A 237-nucleotide genomic window follows, 5' to 3' on the forward strand; every position below is an offset into this window, starting at 1 on the left:
CCCCCCCCCCCCCCGTTTTTTCTTTCTCGCCGTAGCCAGCATTCGCCCCTCGCCGTCGTCGCGGGCGCGCGGCGCCGGGTCCACGAGTATTACCTTGAACACCTTGAGGTCCAGTAGCACCAGTAGCACCAGTGTTACCTTGAGAGACTTGCTGACACACATCACCGCTCCCACCAGAGTAACCATCATCACGTTTCGCATCCGCAGCAGCCAAAACACCAGACGACCGGGGCGGGC

Annotated in this window: 1 pseudogene; it reads right to left on the reverse strand. The window is 62.0% G+C overall.

What is annotated here, in order from left to right:
* A pseudogene (locus JDS99_RS31530) lies at nucleotides 1-237 on the reverse strand (Gly-Xaa-Xaa repeat protein); the annotation flags it as partial.

This window comes from Bacillus cereus group sp. N6, from assembly GCF_016483705.1.
GTDB classification, from domain to species: Bacteria; Bacillota; Bacilli; order Bacillales; family Bacillaceae_G; genus Bacillus_A; species Bacillus_A wiedmannii.